The organism is Limimaricola cinnabarinus (assembly GCF_002723615.1).
Classification (GTDB): domain Bacteria; phylum Pseudomonadota; class Alphaproteobacteria; order Rhodobacterales; family Rhodobacteraceae; genus Limimaricola; species Limimaricola cinnabarinus_B.
The window spans coordinates 16,725-39,100 of sequence record NZ_KZ304974.1 but is presented as its reverse complement, the minus strand read 5'-3'; the positions used below and the strand labels follow the sequence as shown (position 1 = coordinate 39,100).

Genomic DNA, 22,376 nt, shown 5'->3' with positions numbered 1-22,376 from the left:
ATCTTGGCGAGTTTCGGCGGGATGTTCCAGGTGATCCAATCCTCTCCATGCAACTCGTGCCCGATCAGGCGCTGCAACTCTCCGAAGGGAATGGGTTCGGCTTCGCCCAACAGAACCGGAAGCACATCCGGGAGATCCATCCGACGATCCACGATGCATTCGATCGCATCCAGCAGGTCTTCGAGATGCAGAAAGGCCTGTCCGCGTGACAGATCGCCCGGGTAGACTTTGCCGCTGAAGCGCTTCTCGTAAATGCGCGCGATCTGGTGAGCAAGGAACGTGGAATGCCCCTGGTCATCGTAGATGCCGGCAGGGCGCATCAGGACAAGCTTTTCTTCGCCCTTCTCCTGTCTCAACATCGCCTCGGTGCGCACCTTCGAGGCACGGTAGGGAAGCTTCGCATCGAACGGCGCGTCTTCATCGATTGGCTGCCCCGGCGAAGTCGGCGCATGCGCGAGCATGGTGGAGGCAAAGACGAACTGCTCGAGCTGGAACTCCTGCAACCCCTTCAGCAGCCGCTTCGTCCCTTCCACCGTCACGGCGTCATATGCGGGATTGTCCTCGCCCGTCAGATCGAAATAGGCCGCGAGGTGAATACACGCGGCAATGCGATCGCCATAGGCAAGCCGCACCCTCGCCAGAGCTTTGTCTACGCTTTGCTGATCGGTGATATCGAAACAGACACATTCCGCTTGGTGAGGCGGGTGTGGTGGCGAATGGCGATCAAGCCCGACAACGCGGTAACTCTGATGCAGGCGTCGGACGACCGCTCCGCCAAGATAGCCGCTGGAGCCGGTGACAAGGACGACGGGCTTGTCCGGTGTCTCCGTCATTCCTCACCTATTTGCGCAGATATTTCACCAGCGCCACGATCGCGAGGATCACCAGCACGAGGATCAGGAGACCCCAGATCCCCATGCCGAACATCATTCCTCCGCCCATCATTCCGCCGTCCATCATCTATGTCTCCTGTGCTGTGGCCGCGCCGATTCTCGTAAGGCCTTCGACCCCCTCAACCTCCGGCATGGACGACGGGTCCGGACATCGCCGCCGAGACGGAAAAAAGAGGCGGAGCACCTCGCGGCGCTCCGCCCGTCATGTCAGCAGCAGCCCGAACGGCCTTCCGGCTGCGAGACCTTCTGGACGAGATCCGCGGTTTCCGCGCCCTGCGCCTCACGCGCCACGTCGGCCTGCGCCACCATCCCGCAGCACTTGCCCTCACCATCGGTCACGACGGCGCGGCGCACCTGGCGCTCTTCCATCTTGTTGCAGCAGGAGGAGACGTCCTCCTCCGGCGAGGTGGTCAGCACATCTGTCGACATGACCTCGGAGACGGCCGTATCGCCGGACTTGCCTTCGGCCACGGCGCCGCAGCAGATGTCGCGATCCGTCACGATGCCCATCGGCTCGCCCGCGTCGTTGAGCACCGGAAGCGCCCCGATGGAGCGTTCGGCCATCAGCTTCGCGGCTTCCTGGATGGTGGTGTTCCCGCCGCAACAGACGGGATCGCTGGTCATGATGTCCTGAACTTGCATGCTTCGCTCCTCTGTTGAGTGCGGGATGAAAACGAACAGACCCATGGCCGCGTTCCCGCCTCGCGCGCGCTTCGGCGACGATCCGCAAGGTGACGGTTTCGTGAGCGAATTTCCCCCTCGCCCGGTAGACAGGCGGCGCGTCCGTTCTTAGATCGTTGCCATGCGCCTCTGGGTTCGCCTTGCCACGTTCTGCCTGTCGCTGACCCTTCTGGTCGGCGTGCTGGTGCATGACGTTGCCGGCGCCCGGATGTCGATCGACATGGCGGCGTCCAGCACCGTGGAACAGCAGGACGATCTCTGCTCGGCCTGTGCGCAGGATGCGAGCGAACAGGTGGTCTGTGACCTCGACTGCACTGCGCCGCTGCTGTCCACGGAGACGTTTATGGCAGCGCTGCCGCAGGCTGTCGCCGCGACCGCTCTCGGTTGGCCCGCGGACGCGGCGGTGCGAACACGCCAGCCGGGCTTCGACCCCGCACCCCCACGAGCCACCATCCTGAGCTGACCGGCCGCACCGCGCAGGTGACGGCCCGGTTTCGTCATGCCCGCCCGATTTCGGCAGGCGGACGCTGAACCGACCTTCTCCTTCTCGGGATATCCTCCATGACCACTCATTTCGCACGTGCGCTGTCGCGCCGTCGCGTCCTGTCCTCCGGCCTTGCCGCGATGGGCATGACGATGCTCGCCCCGGGCCTCGCCCGCTCGGCCCCCCGGAGTGCCCCTTCGGACGCCGTCACTACCTTGGCCTTCGACGGCACTGCCCTCCTTGCCGCCACGCCGGATGGCCTGCTGCGCCACGAGGGCGATGCGTGGACCCGGCTCGACGCTCCGGCGGGACCCTCCGCCCTCGCCACGCATCCCGACCGCCCGGGCACGATCCTCGCCGGATGGCGCGACGGCGCCCTGCGCCGCAGCCATGACGGCGGCCAAAGCTGGGTCCCCGCCGATGCCGGGCTGCCCGGCGCGGCGATCCTTTCGATCGCTGTGGCCGCGCAGGCGCCCGACACCATCTATGCCGCTCTCGAAGGCGACGGGCTCTGGCGCAGCGAGGATGGTGGCGAGACGTGGGCCTTCGTGATGGACCGCCCCTATCTCGGCGGCGAAGAGCATGACGTGCTCAGCCTCGTCTCCGTGGCGCACGAAACCGGCATGGGTGGCATCTGGCTCTATGCCGGCACGCGGACCGGGCTGACGCGGGTGCCCGACTGCTTCTGCCGCTGGCAGGACGTGGTCGCAGGCGACGCGCTGGACGCGCTCGTGGCGGGAGACGCCCCCGCGGCGGTGGCCGCGCTACCCGAAGGCGAGCCAATCGAGATCCTCGCCCTTGCCCCCGACGCACCCCAGCGCCTTCTCGCGGCGCTGCCCTCCGGGCTGTGGCTGTCGATGGATGCGGGGGTGAACTGGGAGCAGAGCGCCTCCGACCCCATCAGCGCCCTCGCCGTCGACCCCGCCGATCCGCTCCACGTGATCTCCGCCGATGCCGCCGGTCTGCGCGTCTCGCGCGACGGCGGCACCAACTGGTCCCCTTTCGATCTGTCCAAGGATAGCTGACATGAACCGCAAGCTTCTCACCGGCACCGCCCTCGCGCTGGCCGCCGTCTCCGCCATCGGCATCGCGACCTTCACCACCGCCGAAACCGACAGCGCGGCTGTCACGCTCGCCGAGACCACCGTTCCCGCCGATCGGCAGATGACGATCTGGCGCGATCCGAATTGCGGCTGCTGCGACGCCTATGCGGACTACATGGAGGAGAACGGCTACCATGTGACGCGGATCGACGACCGCGACTTCGACAAGCGCTCGATCGAGGCCGGGGTGCCCGAGCAGGGTCTTGGCTGCCATCTCGCGCAGGTCGATGGCTACTATGTCAGCGGGTTGGTCCCGGCCGAAATCGTGGCGCGGCTGACCACCGAGCGCCCCGAGATCACCGGCATCACCCTGCCCGGCATGCCGATGAACGCCCCTGGCATGGGCGGCAAGAGTGGCACGCTCAAGACCTACGCCTTCGCCGGCGACGAAGTGACGGTGTTCTCCGATGAATGAGTGCATGGAGGCCATGATGTCGATGATGAACGGACCGATGATGGGCGCCATGATGGCCGGGGGCGGGCTCGTCATGCTGCTGGTGCTGACGCTGCTCGTTCTGAGCCTGTTGGCGCTGGTTAAGTTCCTCAGGAGCGCGCGATGAGACGCGGGCTGGCCATCGGCCTCGCCTCGGGCCTGATTGGCGCCGCCGCGATCGCGGCGGTGGCCCAAGGCTTGATGGAGGGGGACTCGCAGGGAGCGGCACCGGCGGAGATCGCGGGGCTCGCCATCCTCGGAGAGCCTGTCACGCGGGACATGGTCGAACAGGGCGGCGCGATCTATGCCGAGAGCTGCGCCGCCTGCCATGGCGCGCAGCTCGAGGGCCAGCCCGACTGGCGCCGCCGGACCGAGGACGGGCGCATGCCCGCCCCGCCGCATGACGACAGCGGCCATACCTGGCACCACGCCGACCGCGATCTCTTCACCATTACCAAGCATGGTGTAGGTGCGGTGGTGCCCGGCTACGAGAGCGACATGCCGGCCTTCGAGGGCCTGCTGAGCGATGACGAGATCAAGGCGGTGCTGGCCTACATCAAGACCAGCTGGTCCGAGCGCGAGCGCGGCTTCCAGGCAGAGGTCTCGGCCGGGGCCGAGGGCAAGCCATGAGCTCGGCGGAACAAGCCCCGCGCAGGCAATCCCGAGGCCGGGCCTTGGTGCTGCTCCCAGCGGCGCTGTTCGCAGCGCTCGCGGCGGCTTTCTACTGGGGCCTGATGAACTCCGACGACCGGCTGCCCTCGGCCCTGATCGGTCGCGCGGTGCCCGAATTCGACCTGCCGCCGATCGAGGGCCGCGATGACGGCCTGTCCTCCGCCGATTTGCAGGGCGAGGTGTCGATCGTCAACGTCTGGGCCTCGTGGTGCGTGCCCTGCCGGGTCGAGATGCCGCTGCTGGTCGAGCTGGCCGCCCAGGGCACGGTTCCGATCCACGGCATCAACTACAAGGATGCGCCGGACGCGGCGCTCGCCTTCCTCGACGAGACGGGCGACCCCTATACCCGCATCGGCGCCGACCGCTCGGGACGCGCCTCGATCGACTGGGGTGTCTACGGTCTGCCGGAAACCTTCGTCATCGATGCACAGGGCCGCATTGCCTACAAGCATGTCGGCCCCTTTGACCGCCGCTCGCTCGAGCAGGACATCCTGCCGGTCGTGCGACGGCTCCAGTCGGAGGGCGAGGCATGAGCGAGCTGTCAAAATCCGCCACCGTGACCGCCCCTGCCCGCCGTTTCCCGGCATTCGGACGGCGTGGCTGGATGGTGCTGGCCTTCGCCGTCATCGGCACCGGCATGATCCTGAACTGGGGCTGGCTCACCGCCATCGGCGCCGCGCCCCTGATCCTGAGTTTGGCCCCCTGCGCCGTCATGTGCGCGTTGGGCCTCTGCATGCGTGGGGGCTCGTCCGCCTGCGCCAACAAAAGCGATCCAGCAATCAAGCCGGACGTTTCGACCGACTGAAACCCATTCCGAAAGGACACAACATGAAAACCACCACCAAGCTCGGCGGCGCCGTCGCCCTCTCCCTGCTCGCGCTCGCCCCCCTGGCCCACGCCCAGGAGACCGCCCCGGCGGAAACCCAGGAGACGACGAAGGAAGGCGGCCACATGATGGGCGGCGACATGGCCGGGATGCAGGGCATGGAAGGCATGGAAGGCATGGAAGGCATGGAAAACATGATGCCCATGATGATGAAGCACATGCAGGCCTGCATGGAGATGATGGAAACGATGAACACCCACATGCAGGAACATCACGACGAGGCCGATCAGGGCTGAACGAAGGCCCGCCCGGGCCCTCGCCCGGGCGGGCCAACCAGAAAGACAGACAGATGCCCAATTCCCACAGCTTTTACCGACGGTTGCGCTTCCTCCTCTGGAGCGGGGCCGCCGTTTTCGCCCTGGCCATCGCGGGACTTGTCGTCCTGCGCGATCCCTCCGCGCCCATTGAGGTTGCCTACAGCGGCGAGGCCGACATCCGCTCCGACTTCGAGCTGATCGACCACACCGGGCGTGCGGTGACACAGGCCGATTACGCCGGCCGCTGGCAGCTCGTGTTCTTCGGCTTCACCAACTGCCCCGATGTCTGCCCGACCACGCTGGCCTACATGGCCACCGCGCTTGATCTTCTGAACGAGGATGCAGACCGGATCGCGCCCCTTTTCATCACGGTGGACCCCGAGCGGGACACGCCCGAGGTCATGGCCGACTACGTCGCGAACTTTCACCCCGACCTCGTCGGGCTGACCGGCAGCAACGATCAGGTCACGGCCGCCGCGCATGCCTTCAAGGTTTATCACGAGCAGCTGCCGGATGCGGAGGCCGCCGACGGATACCGCATGGCGCATGCCGGCCACATCTACCTGATGCGGCCCGACGGCCGCTTCGAGGCCGTCTTCCTGGAAGGCGACCAGCCCCCCGAGGACCTGGCCCGGGAGATCGAGATGCGTCTTGAGGCGGAGGAGCGAAGCTGATGCGGCGCCTCGTTCCCATTGCCATGACCATGGCCCTGCTCGGCATCCCGGCGCTGGCCGATCACCCGGGCGAACGGCTCGACGAGGTCACCGCCCAGAAAGAGCCCGCATTCGAGGCGATCTCCGGCCCCGCGCCTGATCTGGACCTCATCGGCGCGGATGGTCAGCCGCTCGATCTCGCGGACCTCGTGGGACAGGTCGTGGCCGTGCACGTTCGCTCGAGCCCTTGCCTCGAGCCCTGCCGGGCGCAGCATGATCGGCTTGCGCAGACGGTGGCGTCGCTCAATGCGAGCCCGATGCGCGAGATGGTCCGCTTCATCACGATCGCCGAGGAACCGGACGGTATCGACACCGTCGACGCCGGGAACTGGTCGGTCGCGGTGCCAAATGGTGCGCTCGAAGACCTCGAGGTAGAACTCGCCTCCCGATCCGCACGAAATGGAGACAACCCAATGATTCACCTCTTCGACCGGGAGGGGCGGCATGTCGCCATCTTCCATGGCGCCAGCTTCGCGCCGCTCAACCTTCTCATGCATATCAATGGCCTTACCAACGCGCATCCGCATCCCGAGCCCGAGGGCCTGCTCGACCGGGCAAGAGGGTGGTTCCGATGACCGCGGCCGCGCCTGCGCCTTCGCGCACCGCCACCCGTCCGGACTGGCTGACGGTCCTGCGGCGCTACTTCCTGTTCTCCCTCATTGGTCACCTGCTGTGGGAGATCGCCCATATCCCGCTCTACACGATCTGGATCGAAGGCACGGTAGGCGAGATCGCCTTCGCGATCCTGCATTGCACGGGTGGCGATCTCTTCATCGCCTTCAGCACGCTGCTCCTGGCGCTCTTCGCCCTGGGATCGGGGGATTGGCCCCGTCAGAGCTGGGCTCCGGTGCTGCTCGCCGCGGTGGTGATGGGCGTCGGCTACACCATCTTCAGCGAATGGCTGAACATCACCGTGCGCGAGGCCTGGGCTTACCGTGACATCATGCCGGTGATCCCGGTCATCGATGCGGGCCTGACCCCGTTCCTGCAATGGCTCGTCGTGCCCGTGGCCGCCTATCTCGGCGCCACATCCCGGCTGTCCTGGCGGGGAATCACCCGTGGCTGACATCCAGTCGCTCGGCCTTCTCGCCGCGCTGCTGGCCGGCACCGTCTCCTTTCTGTCGCCCTGCGTCCTGCCGCTGGTGCCCGGCTATGTCTCCTACATCGCGGGACGAACGGCGCCGGGCAGCACGCAGGGCCGCGCCGCGACGATCGGGCTGAGCCTCTGCTTCGTGCTGGGCTTCTCGACGATCTTCATCGCCCTTGGAGCCTCGGCCACGGCGCTCGGACAGGCGCTGTTGCGATGGCGCTACGAGCTGAACATGGTCGGCGGCGGGGTCGTGATCCTCTTCGGGCTCTTCATGCTCGGGGCCGCGCGCCTGCGGTCTCTCGAACGCGAGTTCCGGCTGAACCTCGACATCCCCGGCGGCCAGCCGACAGCCTCCTATGTCCTCGGTCTGGCCTTCGGCTTCGGATGGACCCCCTGCATCGGCCCCATCCTTGGCGCGATCCTGACCGCAAGCGCCGCGCAGGCCACCATCGGAGACGGCATGACGCTTCTCGCGGTCTATTCGGCAGGGCTGGGACTGCCCTTCCTGATGGTGGCGGCGTTCATCCAGCAAGCCAGCCGACGTCTGCGTTCGGCGCGCAAATTCGGACGCGTTCTGCACCGCGCCGCGGGCGGTGTCATGGTGTTGATGGGGCTGGCGATGATGACAGGCCAGCTAAGCGACCTGTCTTACTGGCTGCTCGAAACCATGCCTGTGTTGGGAAGGATTGGATAGAACCATACTGGCAATCGGTCTGTCTTTCGAACGCAGGCCGAGACGAGATCGAGAGATCAGAGCGTCCAGTGGACGACGCATCCGGCACAATGCCGAATTTATCTTGCCCCACGAGGGCTTCTTGCAACGCGGGAGCCACACGACACCGCTCTCGGATTTGAAAGGCATGTCATGGGCCAGAGCCACCATACCCATCATCACGATCTGCCCGGCGATCAAACAGCGATCGACCCGGTCTGCGGCATGTCAGTCAATGTCGAAACCGCCAAGCATGTCTCGGACCACGAGGGGGAGACCTTCTATTTCTGCTCGGCCAAGTGCCGAGAGAAGTTCGACACCCGGCCCGAGATCTTCCTCGACCCCGCGCTGAAGGCCGCGCCGCCCGAGCGCGAGGACGTGATCTACACCTGCCCGATGCACCCGGAGATCGAGCAGGTCGGCCCCGGCTCCTGCCCGATTTGCGGCATGGCGCTGGAGCCCAAGGGCATCCCGATGACCGAAGGCCCGAGCGAGGAATACATCGACTTCCGCCGCCGCTTCGTGCTAAGCTCAGCCTTGACGATCCCGCTGGCAATTATCGCCATGGGCCGGCATTTCGCGCCGCAGGCTTTCGCCATCATCTCCGCGCCGATGCTCGACTGGATTGAATTGATCCTCGCGACACCGGTGGTGCTGTGGTGTGCCCTGCCCTTTTTCGAGCGGGGCTGGGCCTCGGTCCGCAGCCGCAACCTCAACATGTTCACGCTGATCGCGCTCGGCGTTGGCGTGGCCTATGTCTACTCGGTCGTGGCCACAGTCGTGCCACAGATATTTCCGCCGCAGTTCCGCGGCCACGAGGGCGAGGTCGGCGTCTATTTCGAAGCGGCGGCGGTGATCGTGACGCTGGTGCTACTGGGCCAGCTGCTGGAACTGCGCGCGCGCGAACGCACCGGGGGCGCAATCCGGGCGCTGCTCGATCTCGCGCCCAAGACCGCGCGCCTTGTCGACGACCGAGGCGAGCGCGACGTGCCGCTCGACATGATCCGCTCGGGCGACCGGCTGCGCGTGCGGCCAGGCGAGAGCGTGCCGGTCGACGGCGTGGTTCTGGAAGGACGCTCGACCATCGACGAGAGCATGCTCACCGGCGAGCCGATCCCGGTCGAGAAGGCCGAGGGCGACGCGGTCACCGGCGGCGCGATCAACCAGACCGGCAGCTTCGTGATGGGGGCGCAGCGCGTCGGCGCCGACACCATGCTCAACCGCATCGTCGCCATGGTCGCCGAGGCGCAGCGCAGCCAGGCGCCGATCCAGAAGCTCGCCGACAAGGTCTCGGGTTACTTCGTCCCCTTCGTCGTCGGGATCGCCTTGCTGGCTTTCGTGGTCTGGAGCTTGTTCGGTCCAGCCCCGGCGATGGCCCTCGGCCTCATTTCGGCAGTTTCGGTGCTGATCATCGCCTGTCCTTGTGCGCTCGGCCTCGCCACACCGATGTCGATCATGGTGGGCGTCGGCAAGGGCGCGGGGCACGGCGTGCTGATCAAGAACGCCGCCGCGCTCGAACGGTTCGCCGCCGTCGACACGCTGGTCGTGGACAAGACCGGCACCTTGACCGAGGGACGCCCCGCCCTGGTCGAGGTATTGGCCGAAGGCATGACCGAGGACGAGCTTCTGGGCCTCGTTGCGGCGCTGGAGGCGCAGTCCGAACATCCGCTGGCGCGCGCCATCGTCGAGGGCGCATCGGCGCGCGGCATCACCCTGCCCGAGGTCGAAAGCTTCGACAGCATCACCGGCAAGGGCATCTCGGGCCGGGTCGCGGGCCGCAGCACCGCCATCGGCAACGTCGCGATGATGCGCGAGGCGGGCGCCGACACCGCAGCCCTGTCCGAGCGGGCCGATGCCGCGCGGCGCAAGGGGCAGACCGCGATCCTCGTGGCGGTGGACGGATGCGCCGCAGGGCTGGTGGCCGTGGCCGACCGGATCAAGGAGACGACGCCCAAGGCCATCGCGGCGCTGCATGACGAGGGGCTGCGCATCGTCATGCTCACCGGCGACAACGAGGTGACGGCCCGCGCCGTGGCCGAGGATCTCGGCATCGACGAGGTGATCGCCGAGGTGCTGCCCGCCGACAAGCAGGCGGCGATCCGAAGGCTGCAATCGGAGGGCCGCACCGTGGCGATGGCCGGCGACGGGGTGAACGACGCGCCCGCGCTCGCCGCCGCGGATGTAGGCATCGCCATGGGCACCGGCGCTGATGTCGCGGTGGAGAGCGCCGGCGTCACGCTGGTGCGCGGCGACCTGACGGCGCTGGTCACCGCGCGCCGGCTCAGCCGCGCCACGGTGCGCAACATCAAGCAGAATCTCGCTTTCGCCTTCCTCTACAACGGCCTCGGCGTGCCCGTCGCGGCCGGCCTGCTCTACCCCTTCACCGGGCTGCTGCTGTCGCCGGTGATCGCGGCCGCCGCGATGAGCCTGTCCTCGGTCTCGGTGATCGGCAACGCGCTCAGGCTGCGTGCCGCGCGGGTGGGGTTCGACGGGTGACACGAAGTGCGGGGCGGCGCCGAACCCGCCGCCCCACTTCTGGTTGAGTGGGACAGGGAGACAGATCATGTCGACAGCAACAACGTCAACAACGCCCCCTCACATCAGAACACAACAAGAACGCCCTGCCCTTCGCCGAGCGCCTTGTGCTGGTCGAAGGATCTCGCGTCTACGCCACGCAGAACGATCCCATGTGCAGATACGCCAACGGATCCCTTGGCACAGTCATCCAGCTCCCTCAGCCGGGCTGTGGAGGCGCCCTGGTGCTATTTAGCGGCTCGCAGCACCGGACAAGGGTTTATCCAGCCACCTGGACGGAGAGAAGGCACGCGTGGAGTCAGAAGACCGGCCGCGTTGAGCCAATCGTGGCCGGCAGAGTCAGCGCCCTGCTGCTTCTTCTTCACGGATACGCGGCAACCATCCACAAGGCCCAGGGCATGAGTCTGGACGATGTCAGGATCGACCTGACGTCCCGTGTATTCGAAGTTGGGCAGACTTACGTTGCACTGGGCCGGGCTCGCAGCCTCGACGGACTAAGCCTCGCCTCCCCGCTTCGCCCTGAAGACATCCAAGTTGATCGAGCTGCCCTCTCCTACGTCAGGGGTCGCCCCGCCATCCTGGACGAGATCCTGCGAGCCCCCCTGCCCGCCTAAGACAGAAAGATAGGCTGATAGGGCGAGCGCGTCGTCTTGGTGAAAGTCACTTTCAGTAGATGGCAAGCGCGGTCCGTGGAAGATGCCCCAGTGGGCACCGGGCGCGTCGAAGTAAGATTCACTTTCACCAACCTTGGAGATGAAAGACCTAACCGCGGGCGGAAGGAGCCGGGCGATTCTGACTTTCTGACTGCCTGTTTGTCCGTCTGGCTGGATCGAAGTTTCTTTCTTTCTGTATGCCGGGGTCTCTCGCGCGATCTTCTCCGCGTGAGCGACGGGGATCTGATCAGCGCCAAGTCACGGCACCCGCCGGCGCTTGGTGAAGACAGGTGAAAGTCACTTTCAGCAGAAACCATCTCAAAGAGCCACTGAGATTGAAGCAGAGGCCGAGACCAGATCTATGGCCGAAGTGAAAGCCACTTTCAGTAGGGTGCGGACACAGCAGGTGAAAATCACTTTCACCCCAGCGGGATTTCCTGTTCGACGAGACATCCGAGCAACAACCCGCGCCACAGGGCCCGCCGGCATCCTCACGGGCGCAACCCTCGCTGGAGGAACTGACATCGCATCGACGGCCGCTCGGCGTGCGCCTGACGCCGCCATGGGGAGAACCTTCCCGATCTTACGGATCCACCCTCAACGGCTTCCAGGCAGCTGTTGAAAGTGACTTTCAGTAGGTTCCGGCTCACGCTCGAGATGAAGCTCACTTTCAGTAACGGCGACCTAAGCACGATGGTGAGGTGAAAGTCGCTTTCAACAGGGGCGACCTCGATTCCGAAGTAGAGGCGAAGTCAGGGTCTGCCTCGCTGCTACACAGCGCCAAGGAGAATAAGAGACCGGCAAGAGCGAAGAGGCGCAGTAGGGGAGTGAGACCCATAGACAGAGCCACTTCATGCTGCTCATCCGGGAGAAGATGTATTCTTACACAGAGGTAGGAGCGGGGCCATGGTCGCTCTTTGTAGAGCGGTTGCCTGCATGGACGAGAACATTATAAGAACGCGGTGTGCGGATACGGACCTGTCAGCAGGGGAGGGGAGGTGAAAGTCACTTTCACCCCAGTAGCTTCTTCGTTCGGCACTATCCTCTAAGCAACTTTGGCACTGAGCCGTGGATAGGAGGCACCATGACGACCTGGCCTCAATTGACCACCGAAAGATTCACCGATGGGCAACTGACCACCGTGAGTGCAGCGCAGGCGGTCCTGGAAGAGGCTTACCCCGAAGTCGAACCTCAGAGCCACTCGGAGACCCTCAACAACCTCTGGCAGGAGGACAGCACCATGATGCAGCTGGTCGATGCTGTCGGACTCAAACTGCTCTCCCTCGACTGAACCTCGGGACCGAAAGTCTCCGGCGGTGGTGGGGTAGGGGAGGCGCGTTAGGTGAAAGTTACTTTCACCTCGCGTGTGACCATCGTTTGCCTGCCTGTCTGAACTGATGCGGTGGATGCCCCCGCCCCTGGAGCCGGACGGCGTCTCGTATGCCATGACGGTTCTATAGAACCATGTGGAGGGCACACCGATGACGAAGACGAAGATCAGCATGCTGGCGATCGACCTCGCGAAGGATAGCTTCCAAGTCTGCGCCGTTGGGTCAGACGGGGCGGTCCTGTCCAACCGGGCCATGTCGAGGACGCGGCTGGCGTCGCTGCTCGCCGAGCAGCCAGTGTGCGTGGTGGCGATGGAAGCCTGCGCGACCTCGCATCACTGGGGGCGGATCGCGCAAGCGCATGGCCACGAGGTTCGGATCGTGCCGGCGGCTTACGTAAAGGCATTCGTGAAGCGGCAGAAGAACGATCACGCTGACGCGGAGGCCATCGCGGAGGCGGCCATGCGCCCGACGATGCGGTTTGTGGCGGTGAAAAGCGCAGAGACGCAGGCTCGGGCGGTCGCGTTCCGCACCCACCAGTGTCTGGTCCGGCAGCGCACGCAGTTGATCAACGCGTTGCGGGGGCATTTGGCGGAGTTCGGCCTCGTGGCGCCCAAGGGACCGGCGAGCCTGAAGCTGCTGGAGAACGCCCTCGACGACGAGACCACGGACCTGCCCGATCCGGTCCGCAAGATAGGGACGGTCTACCTTGAGCAGATCGCGAACCTCACGGAGGTAATCGAGCGGCTCGCGGCCGAACTGGAGGCGGCGACGAAGACCGATGAGGAGTTGCGCCGGCTGTGCACTATTCCTGGGATCGGGCCGGTGACCGCGGGCGCCGTCGCGGCCTTTGCGCCAGATCTCGACACCTTCGACACCGGGCGCAACTTCGCGGCTTGGCTGGGCCTCGTGCCGCGACAGAGATCGACAGGCGGGAAGACAAAGCTCGGATCGGTCAGCAAGATGGGCCAGACAGACATCCGGCGACTTCTCATCGTCGGCGCGATGAGCGTGATCCGCTGGGTGGTCAGGAAGGGCGGCAGCCCCAACCGTTGGCTCGCCGCCCTCGTGGCCAGGAAGCCGAAGATGGTCGCGGCCGTCGCGCTGGCCAACAAGATGGCGCGGATGATCTGGGCCGTGACCACGAAGCGGGAGGATTACAGAATGGCGTGACCGAAGCCCGACCGGGCAACGGCACGGCATGGCCGAAAGGCCGGGGCAAGCGATCGACGAGGAGTAGGCGACACGGACTTCGAAGTTCATGGCAGGGACATTCAGACCCGGGGCTCGAGCGCTTGCAGCTCTCTGAACCGATGTGAACCCAGCCATCCGAACAGCATACCGGCCCGTGGCGTCATCGAAGGCCACACTCAGAAGCCTGACACACGTCCGATCGAAGACCCCGCCCACCCGCGAAGATCAAGCTTGCCAAACAGGGGGCATCCACACACGTCATGGCATACGAGACGCCGTCCGGCTCCGGGGGCGGGGGCATCCACCGCATCAGTTCACTTTTCCATAACGCCGAGCGTGCCATCGAGGGAGCGGGCAGAGATCTGGCCGAGCAGACCGGCCTGTCCGCAGAGAATCAGGTCATCAGCGTTGAACTCATCGACACTGGCAGAGTTGTGACAAGCACCCGCAGTGAGATCATGAGCTGCACCATTCTGAACAAGAACTATCTCAGCGAACCGGTCCGCGGCCAGAAGGATGTCCGCCGAGGTTGGTGACTTTTCCAAGAGGCTACATAGCGGGGCACGGAAGGGGTCGCCTCGGACCTGGTGAAAGTGACTTTCACCTCGTAGCTCGATCACGGCTGGTGAAAGTCGCTTTCACCCGAGCATAAAGAAGGGCGCCACCCGCGATGACGCCCACTCTCAATGATCAGGAAAGATCTCAGCCTGCAGCCTTCTCCTGGTCGATCACCTCTTTTAGCTTCTGGATCAGCTCAGCGTCTTCGACCTCATTCAGGGTCAGTCGCAGGCTCATCGCAACTTGGCCCGGCCCCCGGGCAGGCTTGATCGTGTAGCTCCCCCGTATACCTTTGACCTTCTCGGGAGGCGCTGGAAAAGGTTCTCCGCGCTGACCGAGGGATCCATTACAGAACTTCTTCAGCTCATCGAACGACGGCTCTCGGGAGCCGAAAAACTCGCGAATTGCTTCCTGCTGCCGATACGCCTTCTGCCACATTTGGCGGGTGGAGTGGCTGATGTTGAGCAAGCTCTCAGTTTCCTCGGCCGAATGACCCATCTCAACGTAGGCCCAGATGAGTTCGCCGCCGGAGATTGCTGACTGGAAGGCGCTCAAATCCTTACGAGCGGCGTTCTCCAGATACCGATTGTGGAGTGCATGGAGCCTCCGCTCTCCCTCGGGAGTATCCGGAGTAACGTGGCTGATGCGCGCGCGGACCGTCAGCTGCTCCGACGGGCTGCGCCCGGCATTCAACTTCTGGATCGCGAGCGTCCGCCGCCGTCCAGCAAGTAGCTCAAACTCGACACCTTCCACATTTGCAGGGTCGTCTGAACGCGGCGTCCACCGGGGATCCTTGGGACGGATGATGATGGGGTTTTGCTGCCCATCTCTTTCGATGGACTTCATCAGCTGTTCGATATCCGCTTCGGCGGCTGACTTGCCGTCCTGTGCAGCGAAATCTATGCGATCTGTGCCGACGGGGTCGTGGAGCTGATAGGGTGACACTTCGACAAGTCGGCGCCCCTCCAAAACATCATCCTTTGCGCGGCCACGGATCTCCTTTGCGGCGCGCAAGCTGATCTCGGCGCGATTTGCCGCGTCGTAGGACGCCATCGTATCGACGCGCTCAGCCGACGGGATCTCGGCATCAAGCCTATCGTCCATCGGGGGAATATCCGGAACCATGACGTTAGAAAATTTCTTTGCTTTCATAGTCTTAGATCTCCTCAGTTCCAGTCAGAGACGAAGCTTTGACCGGTCTCCTCGTCCAGATATTCCTCTTGGATGAATTCGTTCGCCTCGCCAGTTGGCCTAACCCACGGACAAACCTTGGGCAGGATCGCATCGTTGACCGCATGGACATTTTTCAGGAAGCGTGCGTGTCCCTCTCGACGGTTGCGGTCGGGCTTGTGGCTGAAGAAATCTTCATACGTCGCCGCCGGGTTACTCACAGCGTCGGACTTGCGATAATAAACCGGACAAACAACATCGGGAGCATAGGCTACAAGCTCCGAGATACTCTCCATGTCGGCCGACCTGTTGACCAGCATCGGGAGCATGAAGCTTGGCGTATCCTGGTAGGAAAGCTCATCGAACCCGTCGCTCATTGCGACTGACCGATGGACCTCATCCACAGATGCCATGAACGCGCTGAGCGTTGCGAGATCGACGTTGCGAACTGTCTGCGGCACAATGAACGAATCGGCAGCCAGCAGCACACCGATCACCGACAGGGAAATGTTAGGCGGGCAATCAATAATGATCAGGTCGAGTGTCTCGTCGAGGCCTGCATCGAACAGGCGGGCATCAAACCGGCCATTCGACCAGCAATCAGTGACCTCTGTTTTGACCGGGTTGGCCTTCATCCAGCGCTCAAGCGTCTGCCTCATCCAAAGCCGCGGGTCGTCGTCGAAGTTCTTGAGTTGGTAGACAGTCATGTGCTGGTCAGCCATTCCGATCCGACCGCCGCCGGGCATCAACTTGACGCCCGGCCAAGGCGTCGTGCGCCAGAACCCGTGCAGTCGATGGCTGTCGATCTCGTATCTGGTGACATCTCCCTCGCGCGGAATCGCGATGAAATCGGGATAGGTCTGACCCTGGGTGTTCATGATCTCGGAAAGGCTCGAGCTCAGGTAAATCGTGCTTGTCTTCTGACCGTCAGCGTCGATCAGACCGACGCGCAGGCCGGTCTTCACAGCCGCCCCGATCGCCAAATGTAAAGCGAGGGTCGACTTGCCCGTTCCACCCTTGAGTGCTGCCGCCGCAACCACCGGAGGCTGGGTGCCTTTACCCCGCCAGTTTATCAATCCGGGATATTCCTTGGGGTGCATCAGCTGGATCAGGGCCCGCAAGTGCAGGGACTGACGAGTGTCCATGACGCGATCCCTATGCGGTTTCTCGAGCTGCGGTGCGTCGGGATGCTCCAGCACTTTCTCAACGACCCGCTTCGGCACACCGGACAGCCTGCAAAACTCGGACACGGTCCAGATCCGCTCAGAGCGATCGAGATCCCGCTCACGGCTCCGGCCGCTCGGGCGCTGGTTGAGCCTCGCCGCCAGCATACGTGCAAACCGGTGGGTCGAGTTAGCGAGCGGAGGCCGCGTCATCGTGTCTGATCCATCCATCATGCGATTTCCTTTTCTGCGCGGTGGCCTTCGGCCATCGCCAGCTCTGTCTTGATGTGCGAGGCGACCATTGCTCGCGTTCTGATCTCATTGCGAGCCGCCCAGAGGTCACGATCCGTAGGGCTATACTTGATGCCTGCAACGCGATCTTTGACCTGTTCGATCGTTGGAGGACGACGCCAATGCGCCTGCCAGTCGCGCTTATAGCCCTCGAGGAAGGCGGACAGAGCCGCCTCATTAAGCAGTGATGTCGCCTTGGCAAGCTCATTCGCGTGCTCGGCCGGGAGCGTAACGCCTACTGACCGAAGCATCTGCCTCCAAGCACTCTTGCGATCGGCTACTTGGGCCGCTTCCTGCCTGACTTTGAGCCTGTCATGTTTAATAGCTGCATCGAGCAACGCCATCGGCGGCAACTCGGAAGGACGGTCATGCAGACCAGTCTTCATTCCGAAATATCTCACCCAGTCTCTCTCCTTTGCTTGGTCCCAGCCCGGAACAAGAGGGACGTTGGTTCCCTCTCGTTTTGGCAAAGAAGATGAGTGATTTTTCTCTTGGGTGTTATTAACTTGGTTCTCGTTCCCATGGCGTCCCGCCTCTGCAACGGGGTGTTGCGTGCGCGAGACGGCCCGTTTCATCTGCGCGACGCCCAATGCTGCGAAAGTGCTCGGCTTTACAGACGTATCCGTTTCCTTGTCAGAGCAGGTGACAGTCGCTGCGGTTGTTTCGGCCAAGTTCTCTGCTTCCGCAGGGTTCTTGGCTTCGCCCCGTTTTGCTCGGCTTGAGAGAAACTCTGCGTAACCCGCAATCTGAATTTCGAGAACGCTATTCGCCCTGTCGCGGCGGGGGCGGGGCTTCTTGTCGACAAAACCTTCTCGGTGCAGATCAGACAGCATTCGCGAAACGGTGCTTTTTGAACAGCCAAGCCGTTCGCCGATCTTTTTGAATGACCAGAAAGAGATCCCGCGCCGGTCGGCGCGGTCGATCAAGAATGTGAGGAGGCCGAGATGACATGCGCCAAGGCCTGCCCGAGCAACGCGCTCGATCAAGTCTCGCGGAACGATGCAAAATGCACCGCAGCTTGTGGTTTCTGACATGGAAACTGCTCTTTTGACTTGCGCGCAGCATCCCACCTCCCTTAAAACTTGGGTGTCATAGCTGTGGAGCCGCGCAGTTACACTATCGAAGACCGACGAGCGCCAACTCGTCGGTCTTCTCACTTTCGGGGTTAGGGCCCGATCCCAATTAGTAAAATCGCTGGTTTGCCGCCCGTCTCCTGCCGCTGTTTTCCTGCTCAGGCCGCGCCGAACTGGTGTTCGCGCGACCCTTCCTCGCAGTTCTTTGCGAGGTTCTTCACAAAAACGACATGAGGGGTGGCGGAAAGCAAGCATTTTTGTCGGCGGCGATGCCGGTGAGACAACCGCGGGATGAGCGCCCGAGGTCTCAACACCATAGGGCAAGCCACTGATATAACGTAATATAATATAATGAGAGCCGATACGACGGGCTAAGACCACTCGGTGAAGCGAAATCTGTTAAGTAACTGTTATATAATAGATATACCGGAGATTGCATCGCATCTGCAGTATAGATGCGGAACTGGTCCGAGGAGATGGTGGATTTTGTGCGTGTTGTGGTTTTGCTGGCTCAGAAAGCGCGCTTCAGGCGACGACCGGCGCGCTTCACGACGGTCCTATGGGCCGACTCCCCGAATCCCATTTCAACGAGGTAGCTGCTTTCAGCGCCTTGCTTCGATGACATAAACAGCTCTGACTTTGCGCGGGTAATTGTTGAAGGCGCTTCTCCTGCTCACCCCACCTCGCGCTGGAACCTACAAGCTTGTCATCAGCTGTCCCCACCAAGTGGCGCTCGTGTATGCACCGCATCTTACGGAGGGTCTTCAATGGCTTCGCCACACGGTAATTTGCGCAGCTCGGACTAACGTTCCCCGGGGCGGGGCTGTCTCCAGCCCCCACCCTCTCACTCCCGAAGCTCGCTCGCGATCCGCTCAGCGCGCAGCCGGTTGCGCACCGCACCGATCCGTTCGACGAGAAGCTTCAGCGCCGATTGCAGGGCGATCAGCGCCATCGCGGCCTCGTTCGAGACCTGCTGCTCGTAACCTCCCGAGGCTGCATGCTCATCGGAAATGAAATGGCTCCGCGTGCCTTGGCGGATGGCTGCATCGAGGTCGCCCGCGAAAGCACGGAATGCTTCGACGTCGAGCGTCGAGAAGATCGTGGTCTGCGCCAGTTCCTTACGCAGCTTCGCGGCTTGGCGCTGCTGCGAGAGCGACAGGCCCTGCGCCTTCTCGGCCTTTGCAAGAGCGGCCTCGGTGGCTTCTGCGGCATCCAGGGCATGGTTGATCCGCACGACGAGGCTGTCGCTCCCATGGCATCGCTCACACATGACAGGCCTCCGTCTCCTGCTGCGACTGCGACTGCGCCGCGCAGAGCGCGTCCTTCAGGGCTTCGGAAAGCAGGCAGATATCCTCGACATAGGGCGAAGTCGGGTCAATCGCCGCGAAGCATTCCGCTTCGATGCGGCTGTCGTTATGCACATGCTCGAGGCGAAGCAGGCCGAGCAGGGCCTTCGCATCGCGCGCGGTCCTGCGCGTCAGCGGCACCGGTTGACGGAGATCGTCGAGCAGGCGCTGCGCACGCAGAAGCCACGGTTGACCGCCGAGGCACCAGGCCGCGTTCTGGAGCGCGACGTCGTATTGCCGGGCGAACCGGTGCAGAGCGGAAGGGGGGATGGGCGTGTCGAACATGAAATCTTTCCTTGAGATATGAGGCCCGGCGGCACGCCGCGGGCGACAAGGTGGCCCGTCCAAATGGGGGGGCAGCAACGGATTGGCGGTGGAGGTCTCGAGGCTCTTTTCCGGATGACTTGGGACGCATCGGATGCTGCGGGGCTCTCACTCCGGTGAGCTCCCGCAGAAGCCGATGGCCGAAGTTGCCCCTTGTTCAGGGATCCGAGTGTTGGATGACCGCGGTCGCGCGACGGACGCGGCGCTACCCTCCCGACTGGGTGTTGATGTCCCGCCGGTCGGGCGGCTTGCAGGACAGCAGGGGCCGGTTGCGGCGATGCTTGATGGGGGCCGGCGTGCAGGAGGGTCGCGCCCGGCCCCAAGGCAGCCGCCGATCAGATCCGCGCGTGACCTGCCTCTGGACAAGCGCGAGCCGTGCCGCGGCGGCCCCGGTAAGCTGTCCGATGACGGCCGTGTTGAGAACGGGGTGGGGCTCAAACGCAGGGTCGTCGAGCGGCACGCGCAGCCGCCGCGCCGCATCGAAGACGGTCGGCTTGCGCAGCGACGCGCAGGCCAGCTCGTCCGGGTCAGTCACCGGCACCAGCAGGCGGGGCGCGCGGGGCCGGCCGCTCGAGGTGCCATAGGCGAGCGTCGCAATGCGCTGACCGTTCTCGACATGGATGGCGAGCACGAGCGTAGGGCGCACCTTCGGTGGCTCATCACCGTCGCGTTCATGCGGGAAACGGTAGGCGACGATGTCGCCGGCGCAGAGCCTCGATCTCCAGTCGGGATGAGATGTCTGACAGGCAGGTTGTGGGGAATGCATGGGGCAGGATCCTTCGGAGAATTCATCTCCGCCCGTCCCGCTGGCTCGCGAGAGCACTGATGTCCGGTCGGGCGGCACCCGTCGCGCCCGACCGGACATCAGTGACCTTGCGCGCCTCCCCGCCACTCCCAACAATCTGCTGTTCGGCTAAAAAGATCTTTCAGAAAAATGCACTGATCCTCCTAAGTGTCTGTTTTGTTAAGATTCAAACCTTCACCTGCGGGTTTTGCAATTTCGGAAGGAGACCAATTTCCCGGTCATCGTAACCGGAGACACAGCATGACCACCCCCACCACCACCCGCCCCTTCTTCGACACCACCGTTAGCATCGCAGAGGGTTGCCTGCGCCAACTCGAGGCGATCTGTCCGCTGGAGGCGTTCGACACGATCATCGATCCCGCCGCAGGACCCGGCGCGCTGTCGACCAGCCTGCGCAATCGAGTGGCTCTGGATATCGCTCCGCGTCCAGCCGGCCTCTGCGTTGCAGATTTCGCGACCTGGACGCCTGACTGCAACTACGATCGCGTCCTTGTAGTCGGTGCCGCGGCGTTCGGCAGGAATGGCAAGTCTGCCGTGGACTTCTTCAATGCTGCGGCTGGATATGCCGATACCATCGCCCTCCTGCTGCCGCGCAGTGTCCGCAAGGCGAGCCAGCAGAACCGGCTCGATCCGATGTTCCACCTGATCCACGACGAGGACATCGTCGGCCTGATCACCGGCGAGGTTGGCAAGGAGCGCAACGTGCCCTGCGTTTTCCAGGTATGGCAGCGTTGTGTCACGCCGCGGCCCAAGATCATGCAGCCGAAGTCCCACCCCGACTTCGTGTTCAGCGGTCGCTCGGATGCCGACCTTGCGGTGCAGCGTGTCGGAGCCAATGCGGGCAGGATCAAGCCGGTCGCTGAGGCGGGCAGTGCCAGCTCGCACTACTACTTGAAGGCCACAGACGGCTGCGCGGACGAGCTGCGTGCTTGCCTTGCCACCATCGACTTCGATCTCCTGCGCTACCAAGTCGCCGGTATTCCGTCGGTCTCCAAGGGAGACCTCGTGGCCCTCTACGAGGCCGCACGCGTGGCCACGGGCAAGGCTCCGGCCATCGCCGAGGAGGCAACCGCAAGTGCGATGCCGACCTCGACCCGCCCTGCCATGTTCGATCTGCCCTCTCCAGGAATGCGGCTCTTCATGCAGTTCGTCGATGGCGAGGCCGATTGGGATTTCGGGACCAGGGCGGCGGGCCCGCTTCGTCGCGACGAATTCCTGGTCCGGCTTCCGGAGATGGGCACACACTGAGGGCGCGACCTCCGGAGGCCTTTCGCCCGGTGGTTCTCGCACCTCCTGCCGCTCGGAACGCAGTCCCAGGCGACCGGATGGAGCATCTTGATGCCCCTCCGGTCAGGGCCCCCAGACCTATACCGGCCGGGATTCAAACCAAGGGCATTGAGCCTGCCATGGCTCCCAGATCCCCAACTCAAACAATATGGAAAGACTGACATGACGACAGACTTGGAATTTCTCGACAACTTCGGCTTCGACGTGGAGTCGCTGGAAGATGTAGTGCGCTTCGATCCGATCTGGGAGGTGTGGGAGCAGTTCGGCAGCTTCCAGGACATCAAGCGATCGCCTCGTCCGGGCGAGCATGGCGTATTCGAGATCAGCGACTCTGACAAGAACCACTCACTCTCCTTCCTGCTGCCCTTCGACGAAACCGGCGCGCTCAGCGGACCCGGACGGATCGCCTTGGAAAGCCGCGAGGAAGAAATCGAGAGCCAGGAGCTCGACATGGCGGTCAGCCGCGAGATCTGGGTCGAAATCGAGGACGACATCAGGGATGCCCTGCCGCAGCTGGGATGGGAATCCAGGCCAGGCAACGATGGCTTCTGTCTCGCCGATCATCGCTACTGGGTGCAAAAATACGCAACCGTGACCGCTTCACCGGAGAGCAGCGCCTGACCGGCTGCGGGGCCGTGCGGGGGACTCCTGAGAGGAACCGTCACATGCCCCGATCCAGCCGGCACGAACTCGCGCAGTTCATGAAGGAGGCTTTCGCCAGCGAT

26 protein-coding genes are annotated in these 22,376 nt (G+C 63.8%); 18 read left to right on the top strand and 8 right to left on the bottom strand.

From position 1 onward, the window contains the following. Positions 1-833 (bottom strand): NAD-dependent epimerase/dehydratase family protein (locus CJ301_RS16015; protein WP_162620577.1); only part of this gene is annotated, 833 nt, incomplete at its 3' end. Between the two features lie 267 nt (positions 834-1,100). After that, positions 1,101-1,535, bottom strand: a complete 435-nt coding sequence (locus CJ301_RS16010) for a CBS domain-containing protein (protein ID WP_099278372.1) — start codon at positions 1,533-1,535, stop codon at positions 1,101-1,103. Positions 1,536-1,695: 160 nt separating this feature from the next. Here CJ301_RS16010 and CJ301_RS16005 point away from each other — a divergent pair, with 160 nt between their 5' ends. The 16 genes from CJ301_RS16005 (at position 1,696) to CJ301_RS15930 (ending at position 14,170) form a co-directional block, all read left to right on the top strand. Continuing rightward, complete coding sequence (locus CJ301_RS16005) at positions 1,696-2,037, top strand: hypothetical protein (RefSeq protein ID WP_089885478.1); 342 nt, start codon at positions 1,696-1,698, stop codon at positions 2,035-2,037. 98 nt (positions 2,038-2,135) lie between these two features. Continuing rightward, positions 2,136-3,083 carry an exo-alpha-sialidase gene (locus CJ301_RS16000; protein ID WP_173812381.1) on the top strand — a complete coding sequence of 316 codons (948 nt, stop codon included), beginning with the start codon at positions 2,136-2,138 and terminating at the stop codon, positions 3,081-3,083. Position 3,084: 1 nt separating this feature from the next. Beyond that, complete coding sequence (locus CJ301_RS15995) at positions 3,085-3,576, top strand: DUF411 domain-containing protein (protein ID WP_089885480.1); 492 nt, start codon at positions 3,085-3,087, stop codon at positions 3,574-3,576. A 16-nt stretch (positions 3,577-3,592) separates the two neighbouring features. After that, the gene (locus CJ301_RS19270) at positions 3,593-3,721 is read left to right on the top strand and encodes a hypothetical protein (protein ID WP_301553819.1); all 129 of its coding nucleotides are present in this window, start codon (positions 3,593-3,595) and stop codon (positions 3,719-3,721) included. Beyond that, positions 3,718-4,224 (top strand): c-type cytochrome, encoded by a 507-nt coding sequence (locus tag CJ301_RS15990; RefSeq protein WP_089885482.1) that lies wholly within the window; start codon positions 3,718-3,720, stop codon positions 4,222-4,224. Before CJ301_RS19270 ends, CJ301_RS15990 begins: the two co-directional genes overlap by 4 nt. A 47-nt stretch (positions 4,225-4,271) precedes the next feature. Then, positions 4,272-4,799 carry a DsbE family thiol:disulfide interchange protein gene (locus CJ301_RS15985; RefSeq protein WP_099278374.1) on the top strand — a complete coding sequence of 176 codons (528 nt, stop codon included), beginning with the start codon at positions 4,272-4,274 and terminating at the stop codon, positions 4,797-4,799. Beyond that, entirely contained in the window at positions 4,796-5,071 is a 276-nt protein-coding gene (locus tag CJ301_RS15980; RefSeq protein WP_099278371.1) for a hypothetical protein, read from the top strand. The genes CJ301_RS15985 and CJ301_RS15980 overlap by 4 nt, the downstream gene beginning before the upstream one ends. Positions 5,072-5,094: 23 nt before the next feature. Further along, positions 5,095-5,388, top strand: a complete 294-nt coding sequence (locus tag CJ301_RS15975) for a hypothetical protein (protein ID WP_099278370.1) — start codon at positions 5,095-5,097, stop codon at positions 5,386-5,388. 53 nt (positions 5,389-5,441) lie between these two features. Further along, a complete protein-coding gene (locus CJ301_RS15970) occupies positions 5,442-6,083 on the top strand; it encodes an SCO family protein (RefSeq protein ID WP_099278369.1) in 642 nt (213 codons plus the stop codon). Beyond that, positions 6,083-6,697, top strand: a complete 615-nt coding sequence (locus tag CJ301_RS15965) for a TlpA family protein disulfide reductase (RefSeq protein WP_099278368.1) — start codon at positions 6,083-6,085, stop codon at positions 6,695-6,697. The genes CJ301_RS15970 and CJ301_RS15965 overlap by 1 nt, the downstream gene beginning before the upstream one ends. After that, complete coding sequence (locus CJ301_RS15960) at positions 6,694-7,188, top strand: hypothetical protein (RefSeq protein ID WP_099278367.1); 495 nt, start codon at positions 6,694-6,696, stop codon at positions 7,186-7,188. The genes CJ301_RS15965 and CJ301_RS15960 overlap by 4 nt, the downstream gene beginning before the upstream one ends. Next, positions 7,181-7,906: a cytochrome c biogenesis CcdA family protein gene (locus tag CJ301_RS15955; protein WP_099278366.1), complete on the top strand. Its 726-nt coding sequence runs from the start codon at positions 7,181-7,183 to the stop codon at positions 7,904-7,906. Before CJ301_RS15960 ends, CJ301_RS15955 begins: the two co-directional genes overlap by 8 nt. Before the next feature lie 171 nt (positions 7,907-8,077). Beyond that, complete coding sequence (locus tag CJ301_RS15950) at positions 8,078-10,420, top strand: heavy metal translocating P-type ATPase (protein ID WP_099278365.1); 2,343 nt, start codon at positions 8,078-8,080, stop codon at positions 10,418-10,420. A gap of 1,776 nt (positions 10,421-12,196) precedes the next feature. Then, a complete protein-coding gene (locus CJ301_RS15940) occupies positions 12,197-12,403 on the top strand; it encodes a hypothetical protein (RefSeq protein WP_099278363.1) in 207 nt (68 codons plus the stop codon). 190 nt (positions 12,404-12,593) lie between these two features. Continuing rightward, positions 12,594-13,613, top strand: a complete 1,020-nt coding sequence (locus CJ301_RS15935; protein ID WP_099278362.1) for an IS110 family transposase — start codon at positions 12,594-12,596, stop codon at positions 13,611-13,613. A 281-nt stretch (positions 13,614-13,894) separates the two neighbouring features. Further along, positions 13,895-14,170, top strand: a complete 276-nt coding sequence (locus CJ301_RS15930) for a hypothetical protein (protein ID WP_099278361.1) — start codon at positions 13,895-13,897, stop codon at positions 14,168-14,170. 166 nt (positions 14,171-14,336) lie between these two features. On the opposite strand, the gene CJ301_RS15925 is transcribed toward CJ301_RS15930, so the two are convergent. The 6 genes from CJ301_RS15925 to CJ301_RS15900 all read right to left on the bottom strand — a co-directional run bounded on the left by CJ301_RS15925 (position 14,337) and on the right by CJ301_RS15900 (position 20,325). Further along, positions 14,337-15,344, bottom strand: coding sequence for a ParB N-terminal domain-containing protein (locus CJ301_RS15925; protein WP_099278360.1), 1,008 nt, complete (start codon positions 15,342-15,344; stop codon positions 14,337-14,339). A 14-nt stretch (positions 15,345-15,358) separates the two neighbouring features. Then, the gene (locus CJ301_RS15920; RefSeq protein WP_216823315.1) at positions 15,359-16,756 is read right to left on the bottom strand and encodes an AAA family ATPase; all 1,398 of its coding nucleotides are present in this window, start codon (positions 16,754-16,756) and stop codon (positions 15,359-15,361) included. Beyond that, positions 16,756-17,850 (bottom strand): helix-turn-helix domain-containing protein, encoded by a 1,095-nt coding sequence (locus CJ301_RS15915; RefSeq protein ID WP_162620576.1) that lies wholly within the window; start codon positions 17,848-17,850, stop codon positions 16,756-16,758. The genes CJ301_RS15920 and CJ301_RS15915 overlap by 1 nt, the downstream gene beginning before the upstream one ends. An 883-nt stretch (positions 17,851-18,733) precedes the next feature. Next, positions 18,734-19,123 (bottom strand): hypothetical protein, encoded by a 390-nt coding sequence (locus CJ301_RS15910; protein ID WP_162620575.1) that lies wholly within the window; start codon positions 19,121-19,123, stop codon positions 18,734-18,736. A 28-nt stretch (positions 19,124-19,151) separates the two neighbouring features. Then, positions 19,152-19,520: a hypothetical protein gene (locus CJ301_RS15905; RefSeq protein WP_099278356.1), complete on the bottom strand. Its 369-nt coding sequence runs from the start codon at positions 19,518-19,520 to the stop codon at positions 19,152-19,154. 244 nt (positions 19,521-19,764) lie between these two features. Next, positions 19,765-20,325 (bottom strand): hypothetical protein, encoded by a 561-nt coding sequence (locus tag CJ301_RS15900; RefSeq protein WP_162620574.1) that lies wholly within the window; start codon positions 20,323-20,325, stop codon positions 19,765-19,767. Positions 20,326-20,604: 279 nt separating this feature from the next. On the opposite strand from CJ301_RS15900, the gene CJ301_RS15895 reads away from it, so the two are divergent. Both CJ301_RS15895 and CJ301_RS15890 read left to right on the top strand, forming a co-directional pair. Then, on the top strand, positions 20,605-21,612 hold the full coding sequence (locus CJ301_RS15895) for a hypothetical protein (RefSeq protein WP_099278354.1): 1,008 nt from the start codon (positions 20,605-20,607) through the stop codon (positions 21,610-21,612). A 201-nt stretch (positions 21,613-21,813) separates the two neighbouring features. Beyond that, positions 21,814-22,272 carry a hypothetical protein gene (locus CJ301_RS15890; RefSeq protein WP_162620573.1) on the top strand — a complete coding sequence of 153 codons (459 nt, stop codon included), beginning with the start codon at positions 21,814-21,816 and terminating at the stop codon, positions 22,270-22,272. Positions 22,273-22,376 lie beyond the last annotated feature (104 nt).